We start from the raw sequence: 8147 nt of genomic DNA, 5'->3' as shown, positions 1-8147 counted from the left end.
TGACCCACAGCACCGACCAGCGGACGGGCACGACCAAGTTCGAGTACAACAAACTGGGCAGGATTACCAAATGGAGATAAATTTGGTATTAGGCACTCGTCAAGACATGGTGAAACACTGGATTTCAATGTCAAAGGGCTTCCACGAGATTTTAAAATCCATCAAAAATGATATAACATTAGGAGATTTTTATTATGCATAATACTAGAGAACATATATATATTGATAAAAAGTTAAAAGCTAAAGGATACCGCGATTTAAACGATTATATTGATAAAAGGAGTAACGAAATATTAGATGATGAAGTTTGGCTATGGAGAACCAAGGCCGGAATACAAGATGATTTTCCTAAATTATCAAATTGCGAGATTATTGAAATATTAAAGGATGTAATGACTAACATCGTAAAAAAGGGAGGAGTTATTTGTGATTATTCCAATGGAAAAGCAACACATATAATAAAAAAATATGATGACTTATCCTCTCCATTACTAATATCGGATATTGTTAATTTCTTGCTTCTCAATCCTGACTATGGAAGTGATGGAAATGGTATTTGGTATGAATAACAAACCTTAAGTGAATTAAACCCCTAGTAAACCGTAGCCCATATGTAGGCTGCGTGTCCCAAGGCTCATACGCGGTTTCTTACTCCAAATTATTTATAAAGTGTAAAAAATATAAAGCGTAGCAAGATAATAGGAAACAGAAAAAAGGTTCTAGAAATTCTGATAGTTCTAAAAATGAGAAACATGGAGATGGTGTAGATCATTTAAAGCAGCTGAAAAACGGATTAAGGAATTACAAGAGCAGATTAAACCTAGAATGCCTAGAAGAGATAAGCTTAGTTGAGAGAAAAAAATAAGTAATATTAAGAAAACTGCGGAACAAAAAGCAAAAGGTGTAGAACATAGCAAAGGATCAAAACGATGAAATTAAATCTATCTCCGTTTAAATCTGTAGGCCCATTTAAGTTTGGAGAAAATGTTGATAAATATATTTCTATCCTACAATTTTTTAAATACAGCTCACCGGATGAATTTGGAGTATGTGAGTATGAATCTCAAGATAGTAGTTTTTTATTACTGTGAGAGAAAATAAAATTGATTCTATATTTTGCTATAAAGAACTATTTTATAAAGACACTAATTTAATTGGATTAACTATTGAGCAATTTAAAATAATTACTGAGAGTAATTTTATAGGTAAAATAGATGAATTGGATTTTGAAGATGATGGCATACCACAATTTGTTTATGAATTTGAAACAATAGGGTTGCAAGTTTGGGAGAAAAATAGCAGGATTGTTACTATTATAGCAAGTCTATATATAGAAGATGATTAGCCTGCGCAGATTATGTCAAGCCCCGACAAAACACATCAAGGTCGTCTGAAATTAATTTTTAGATGACCTCTCCTTATAATTTTCATCCAAAAAATATCGGAATAGGTGTCGATGGGAAAGTCGATCAGCCATCAGCAATGGTTTTCCGCAATGGGGTAAGACAGCGAATTTTGTAACATATGTATTGAAACGCTTAGGTTTGGTCAATACCCAACAACCCAGAAAGGCCGTCTGAAAAAATCCAAATTCATCTTTCAGACGACCCTATCCCACAAGAGGAAATATTTATGAAAAACATAAATGATATTTTTATTGGGCAGAATTTTTCTTTACCTAACCATTTTTTAATACCAAATTATGATACTTTTTTGTTCTTTGATTTTGTGCTTGGAATGGATTTAAAGTTTCTTGGAGAATTTTCTGACTTGTTAGATCTAGGTGGCTTTAATAAGCAAGTTAATGTTTTAGATTGTGATTTTAATATTATGTTGGAAAACTGGATTCTTGAACATGATAATTCACTAAAAAATATACAAAGAATAATAAGCTGTACGAATGATTATGGTGACGGTGGAGTTATTATGGCAGATACTGATTTAAATTGGGTTGCGGTTCAGGATATACCTATTAATTGGGGTGTTTTTGCATTTCAAAGTTCAAAAAAAGAATCTATAAGATTATTCCATATGATGGATCGAGATTGGTTTGTAGACATTGAAAGATTTAAGGCTATGGAGAAGGTATTAATAAGAGAGTTTGGAGAGGAGTTTATAAATGTCTTATTAAGCAATTACGGTAATATTCGTTGGGATGGTTAACTGCCAAGTAAGCGTAGATATTGTCGCTTAAGTTAATCTCGAAAGTTGCAAATATTGATTTAAGCTGTAGGTTAGATCGAGTGCTCTCATCTTGATGGAAATTTGGTATGATAAATTTCCCTTTATAGATTCGGAACATTGGAAAAAGGAGTTGTGCCGCTTTATGAATTTTTATAATACGGTAAAGCCACAGAAGAGTTTGCACCTTTTGAGGTCTTACAGGCTTATTTTTCTCAACCTGTTGTGTGAACAACGTTGTGTTTCCTTATAAAATAATATGTTGAAATTATTTATCTCATCATTTTTAAACCTATTATTTATTTTGTACTTAACCAGAGAACTGAAAGGACTTATTAGCTTCATTCTAAACATTTGTAATGGAAATATAAGCAATTATATTTTAGGAATAGTAGAGATTTTATTCTATTCCTTTTTAAGTTTAAGTATTATTTTTTTATCAAAATACTTAGCATCATTGATAGCAAAAAGTCAAACTATTCAATTATTATTATTAGTTATAATTTGCTTGTTTTTAGATATAATAGCGTGTTTATTTATATTTAGAATCTTCTTTATAACCTAATAGTGGCCGTAGATTGGGTCGAGACCCAATAAACACCAAGGTCGTCTGAAATAAATTGCCTGACGACCTTTCCCCATGTCTCCTCCTACTTCAACTACAACGAAAACAGTCAAATCACCCGTTATCACCGACACCGAACGAGATAAACTGCATCGCTAAATCTATCGTATTCAAGCTAAACTCGTCAGCCACTACGAACTTGATTCTTTAGGTTGAATTATCCCCCCCCCTGAGCAAGGCAGCAAAGGTAACGGATATCACTTATCAACCCTTCCGCCTGCAAAACCAGTATGCCGACCGTGAATCAGGACTATATTACAACTTCTTCAAGTATTACGAACCTGATGCAGACCGGTTTTGGGGCAGTATCTGATTGGGTTATTTTGGGATATTAATTTTATGCTTTTGCACCGGATACTACGAAATAGATATATTAGATTGGTTTAGACATTATGGGAATTGATGTGGACCAGACTGGACAAAGGGGGAAGAACAATACAGTAAGCTTCGAGAAAATAATGGATATTATGTCGAACCAATGGGAGTATTGGATATAGATTGTAGACAACATGATATTTGCTATGTTAAATGTAGGGAACAATTCTCATATTCAGAATTAGAAAAATATAACTGTATGGTAAGGTGCGACGACACTCTTATGAATACATCTAAAAATATCCAACATGATCCTAATTCTTCATCCTGATTTTTCTATAAAGCGTTGGGACCTGAACTTGCCAAAATCTACTATCTACCAATAAAACCATTAAAAAACATCTACAAACCATATGTAATTTTATGAAAATCTGTAAATATTTTTTATTATATTTATTTATATATATAATCTTATTTATAATAAACCCTTGGATTTTAGAATTAATTAATATTACCATAACGCTTCCATGGTCCATTATTGAAGAAGATATTATTACTTATTTTGGACTAAACCTGAATCCTACTGCTGATAATATCTTTTATCGAAGAATAATACACTTTACTTACGGGTTAATTAGCTTTTTTATAAATATATTTCTTTTATATAATTTTATCTACAAACTTAAGAAAATTTTTAAAGCACCCAAAGAAAATAAATGAAAAAATAGCTGACTCCATATCAACAGGTAGTACTTATTGGATTTCGGATGAAGAAATTCATACTCTGGAAGAAAAAGCCTCTCATGGAGATAAAAATTCATCATTCAAATTATATCAATACCATATGTTTGTATCTCTAAATCAAAATTTAGAATTTAAATGGCTAGAGATAGCGGCAAAAAATGGACATCCTATTGCCCAATCCAATTTAGCTGATTTATCTTTAGCACAAGGAAATAAAGAAAAAGCCACATTTTGGGCTAAAAAAGCATATGAAAATGGTGCTAAGCTACCGGATGAATTAAAAATCCTAATAAAATAACCTAAACCTTTTGAAACTAGAACACTGGGAGGATTCAATGATAAACGCTGAAAATACTGCTAATATTCAAATTTTTTGGAAGTTACGAGAAGACGGAGGTTGTCAGACGATTCCTCCCATTGGTCTCTTTTATCCCGTAAGTAAATTTGAAGATGGTGTTTTTCAAGAAAATTTTCCTAGAAGTATAGTTTTAGACATTTACGAGTATATACCAAATAAAAACATCAGTTATGCAAACGCTTGGTTCCTGATAAGAAAAAACGAAAAAATACCATTAGATACGAAATTTAAAATTTTTGATGGTCCAAGATGCATTGCAGATGTTATTTCGATTCCTTAAAACAGTAATCGTGGATTAGGTCTTATAGTGGATTAAATTTAAATCAAGACAAGGCGACGAAGCCGTAGACAGTACAGATAGTACGGAACCGATTCACTTGGTGCTTCAGCACCTTAGAGAATCGTTCTCTTTGAGCTAAGGCGAGGTAACGCTGTACTGGTTTAAAGTTAATCCACTATAAAAAACTGCACCTTGGTGGTTGGGGGGTATCCAACCACCAAGGTGCAGTTCAGTTTTCAGACGACCTTTTATTTAGATTCAGGCTTGTGATTTAAGCCACTTGGGTCTGATGCTCATCGCCGTTGCGTTCGCGGATTTTGCCCAAACGGTAAACGGTTTCGCCTTGTTCAGTTAAGAATGCCTGCACCGCGTCGGCATCTTCTTCGGCGATGACGACCACCATGCCGATGCCGCAGTTGAAGGTGCGGTACATTTCTTGCGTTTCCACATTGCCTGCCTGTTGCAGCCATTGGAACAGCTTGGGCAATTCCCATGCTTTGGCGTCGATTTGGGCGACGGTGTTTTCAGGCAGGATGCGCGGCACGTTTTCGGTAATGCCGCCGCCGGTGATGTGCGCCATGCCTTTGACGGTGAATTTTTCCAAGGCGGCAAGGATGGGTTTCACATACAGGCGGGTCGGGGCGATGATGGTTTCGCGCAGGGTTTTGCCGTTGTCGAACTCGGCGTCCAAATCGGGATTGTCGCGGGCAATGATTTTGCGGACGAGGGAGTAGCCGTTTGAATGGGCGCCGTTGGAAGCCAGACCCAACACGATGTCGCCCGCTTTGATGCTGCGGCCGTTGATGACGCGCTCTTTTTCGACCACGCCGACGGCGAAGCCTGCCAAGTCGTATTCGCCTTCGGGGTACATGCCGGGCATTTCGGCGGTTTCGCCGCCGATGAGGGCGCAGCCGGATTCTTCGCATCCTTGGGCGATGCCTTTAATCACGTCGGTAGCGCGGGCGACGTCGAGTTTGCCGCAGGCGAAATAGTCGAGGAAGAACAAAGGCTCCGCGCCTTGAACCAAAATATCGTTGACGCTCATGGCGACGAGGTCGATGCCGACGGTGTCGTGTTTGTCCCAGTCGAAGGCGAGTTTGAGCTTGGTGCCCACGCCGTCAGTGCCGCTGACAAGGACGGGATTTTTGTATTTTTTGCTGATTTCGACCAATGCGCCGAAGCCGCCCAAATCACCCAACACTTCGGGACGCATGGTGCGTTTGGCAAAAGGTTTGATGTTTTCGACCAGTTGGTCGCCGGCGTCAATATCGACGCCAGCGTCGCGGTAGCTCAGTGAAGTGCTCATGAATGGGTTCCTTATCGTGATTGGGACGGAAAAACGATGGGGCGTATTTTACCTTATTTTGCAGGCGCGGGCTTGGATTTTTCGGTGATTTTGTAAACAATCTGAGGTTTCAGACGACCCTGTTTATTCTGTTATACTGGACGGTCAGGGGTCGTCTGAAAACGATTGCGGCGGCTCCCGCTGAAACACACATGGAAAGGTTTTATGTATCAGAAAAAAACGCGCGGCATGAAGCCGTGGATCATTATGGGCTGCGTGATTGCGGCTTTTGTCTGGCTGCTGTACGCGCTGGGCGACATCCTGACGCCGTTTATTGTGGCGGCGGTTTTGGCTTATGTGTTGAATCCGCTGGTGGAATGGTTGCAGAAAAAACGGATTAAACGCGGCCCCGCGTCCATGATGGTGATGGTATTCGCTTTGCTGTTGCTGCTGTCGCTGATGCTGATTATCGTGCCTATGCTGATCAACCAGTTTAACAATATGGTCAGCCGCATTCCCCAAATCGTCGATTTTACGCAAAACAGGCTGCTGCCTTGGCTGAACCATGTGGCGGGCAATTATGTGCATATCGATCAGGATTCGGTAGTCAAATGGTTGCAGTCGCATACGGGCGAATTGAGCAACACGCTCAAGGCTTGGGTCCCGACGCTGATGCGCCAGAGCGGCAACGTCATCAGCGGCATGAGCAACCTGATACTGCTGCCGCTACTGCTGTATTATTTCCTTTTGGACTGGAAACGCTGGTCTTACGGCATCAGCGCATTAGTTCCGCGTCGCTTTATCGACACTTATACGCGCATCACAAGCAATATGGATGAAGTTTTGGGCGAGTTCCTGCGCGGGCAGTTGATGGTGATGCTGATTATGGGGCTGGTGTACGGGGTCGGGCTGATGCTGGTCGGACTGGATTCGGGCTTCGCCATCGGTATGATTGCCGGTATTTTGGTGTTTATCCCGTATTTAGGCGCATTTACCGGACTTTTGCTGGCGACCGTCGCCGCTTTGCTGCAATTTAGCACATGGCATGGTCTGGTTATGGTGTGGGTCGTGTTCGGTATCGGACAATTCCTCGAGAGCTTTATCGTTACCCCGAAAATCGTCGGCGACCGCATCGGCCTGTCGCCGTTCTGGGTAATTTTCTCGTTGATGGCGTTCGGACAACTGATGGGCTTCGTCGGCATGCTCGCCGGCCTGCCGCTTGCTGCCGTAACCTTAGTCCTGCTGCGCGAAGGCGTGAATGCTTATTTCCACAGCCGTTTTTACAAACACAAGTAAAAGGACAAAAAGGTCGTCTGAAAACAGATATGGGTTTTCAGACGACCTCCCAGCCCTTTTTCGACAGCCATGTTGAACAATGAAGGTGTTAATCCTGTTTTCCATCATCATGGCTGTTTTGCAAACCTTTTTCTTTCCGACACTCACTCCCTGAAATCACTTACACAAAGGACCATATGTTAGCCATCATCGGCGGCAGCAGCCTGACCAAGCTGCCAGAACTGAGCATCACCGACCGCAAAATCGTCCGCACCCCCTACGGACTGACCAGCAGCCCCGTCTTAAGCGGCAAACTGGGCAGTCAGGACATTTTCTTCCTCGCGCGGCACGGCTTCGGCCATACCGTCGCGCCACATGAAATCAACTACCGCGCCAACATCTGGGCGTTGCATTCCATAGGTGCGGAATACATCGTCGCCGTTTCCTCCGTCATCAGCATCAACAACCGCTTTGAAAACGGTGCGCTCGTCCTGCCCGACGACTTGATCGACTACACCTACGGCCGCAAGGACACCTTTTTTGAAGGACAGGAAGAACCGGTCGTACACACCGATTTTCTCGAACCCTACACCGCCGGACTGCGCGAAAAAATTGCCGAACACGCGCAACAGCACCAAATGCCCTTATACACCCAAGCCGTTTACGGCTGCCTGCAAGGCCCGCGCTGGCCGACTCGCGCCGAAATCCAACGTTACCGCCGCGACGGCGTGGACGTATTGGGCATGACCGGAATGCCCGAAGCCTTCCTCGCCCGCGAACTGGGCATCCAATACGCCCACTTCTGTGGCATCACCGACATCCGCTGCCTCAGCAGCGGAGCGGAAGGGACGGAATGCGGCTTGGAAACCGAGCTTGCCATCGGCAAAATCCGTCGTTTGCTTGCGGGTTTGTAAAGGGTGAATGTTTCCCTCTTGATTCTTTAAACCATTCAAAAAGGTTGTCTGAAAATTTTCAGACGACCTCATTACTAAGATAGATACGGCAGAAACAATTTGGCATTCAAACCAACACTTCAGTCCTGCAACAAACTAATATAGTGGATTAACTTTAAACCAGTACGGCG

10 protein-coding genes are annotated in these 8147 nt (G+C 41.4%); 9 read left to right on the top strand and 1 reads right to left on the bottom strand.

Going from position 1 to position 8147, the window contains the following annotated elements:
- The 7 genes from HMPREF3277_RS15095 to HMPREF3277_RS00510 form a co-directional block, all read left to right on the top strand.
- Positions 1 to 202: hypothetical protein (locus HMPREF3277_RS15095; RefSeq protein ID WP_210401141.1), on the top strand; the 202-nt coding region annotated here is incomplete at its 5' end.
- Positions 195 to 569: a hypothetical protein gene (locus HMPREF3277_RS00535; protein WP_070869717.1), complete on the top strand. Its 375-nt coding sequence runs from the start codon at positions 195 to 197 to the stop codon at positions 567 to 569. The genes HMPREF3277_RS15095 and HMPREF3277_RS00535, both read left to right, overlap by 8 nt.
- Positions 570 to 929: 360 nt before the next feature.
- On the top strand, positions 930 to 1091 hold the full coding sequence (locus HMPREF3277_RS15530) for a hypothetical protein (RefSeq protein ID WP_246830731.1): 162 nt from the start codon (positions 930 to 932) through the stop codon (positions 1089 to 1091).
- The gene (locus HMPREF3277_RS15525; protein ID WP_246830730.1) at positions 1088 to 1345 is read left to right on the top strand and encodes a hypothetical protein; all 258 of its coding nucleotides are present in this window, start codon (positions 1088 to 1090) and stop codon (positions 1343 to 1345) included. The genes HMPREF3277_RS15530 and HMPREF3277_RS15525 overlap by 4 nt, the downstream gene beginning before the upstream one ends.
- Positions 1346 to 1632: 287 nt before the next feature.
- Entirely contained in the window at positions 1633 to 2163 is a 531-nt protein-coding gene (locus HMPREF3277_RS00525) for a hypothetical protein (RefSeq protein WP_003764124.1), read from the top strand.
- A 1802-nt stretch (positions 2164 to 3965) separates the two neighbouring features.
- Positions 3966 to 4163, top strand: coding sequence for a hypothetical protein (locus HMPREF3277_RS15520; RefSeq protein WP_003764191.1), 198 nt, complete (start codon positions 3966 to 3968; stop codon positions 4161 to 4163).
- Positions 4164 to 4173: 10 nt separating this feature from the next.
- On the top strand, positions 4174 to 4503 hold the full coding sequence (locus HMPREF3277_RS00510) for a hypothetical protein (RefSeq protein WP_141758449.1): 330 nt from the start codon (positions 4174 to 4176) through the stop codon (positions 4501 to 4503).
- Between the two features lie 271 nt (positions 4504 to 4774).
- On the opposite strand, the gene purM is transcribed toward HMPREF3277_RS00510, so the two are convergent.
- On the bottom strand, positions 4775 to 5809 hold the full coding sequence (gene purM / locus HMPREF3277_RS00505; protein ID WP_003764184.1) for a phosphoribosylformylglycinamidine cyclo-ligase: 1035 nt from the start codon (positions 5807 to 5809) through the stop codon (positions 4775 to 4777).
- 204 nt (positions 5810 to 6013) lie between these two features.
- Between purM and HMPREF3277_RS00500 the strand changes: the two genes are divergently transcribed.
- Both HMPREF3277_RS00500 and HMPREF3277_RS00495 read left to right on the top strand, forming a co-directional pair.
- The gene (locus tag HMPREF3277_RS00500; RefSeq protein WP_070869716.1) at positions 6014 to 7084 is read left to right on the top strand and encodes an AI-2E family transporter; all 1071 of its coding nucleotides are present in this window, start codon (positions 6014 to 6016) and stop codon (positions 7082 to 7084) included.
- 176 nt (positions 7085 to 7260) lie between these two features.
- Positions 7261 to 7977, top strand: coding sequence for an S-methyl-5'-thioinosine phosphorylase (locus HMPREF3277_RS00495; RefSeq protein ID WP_003764149.1), 717 nt, complete (start codon positions 7261 to 7263; stop codon positions 7975 to 7977).
- The last annotated feature ends 170 nt before the right edge of the window (positions 7978 to 8147 follow it).

It is taken from the genome of Neisseria sp. HMSC70E02 (assembly GCF_001838645.1).
Lineage (GTDB): Bacteria > Pseudomonadota > Gammaproteobacteria > Burkholderiales > Neisseriaceae > Neisseria > Neisseria macacae.
This window is presented reverse-complemented; position numbering and strand designations above follow the sequence as displayed.

Bases quoted from the DNA above. Each gene is read 5' to 3' on its own strand.
- HMPREF3277_RS00535 (WP_070869717.1), top strand. From the start codon at position 195: ATGCATAATACTAGAGAACATATATATATTGATAAAAAGTTAAAAGCT.
- HMPREF3277_RS15530 (WP_246830731.1), top strand. From the start codon at position 930: ATGAAATTAAATCTATCTCCGTTTAAATCTGTAGGCCCATTTAAGTTT.
- HMPREF3277_RS00525 (WP_003764124.1), top strand. From the start codon at position 1,633: ATGAAAAACATAAATGATATTTTTATTGGGCAGAATTTTTCTTTACCT.
- HMPREF3277_RS15520 (WP_003764191.1), top strand. From the start codon at position 3,966: ATGTTTGTATCTCTAAATCAAAATTTAGAATTTAAATGGCTAGAGATA.
- purM (WP_003764184.1), bottom strand. From the start codon at position 5,809: ATGAGCACTTCACTGAGCTACCGCGACGCTGGCGTCGATATTGACGCC.
- HMPREF3277_RS00500 (WP_070869716.1), top strand. From the start codon at position 6,014: ATGTATCAGAAAAAAACGCGCGGCATGAAGCCGTGGATCATTATGGGC.
- HMPREF3277_RS00495 (WP_003764149.1), top strand. From the start codon at position 7,261: ATGTTAGCCATCATCGGCGGCAGCAGCCTGACCAAGCTGCCAGAACTG.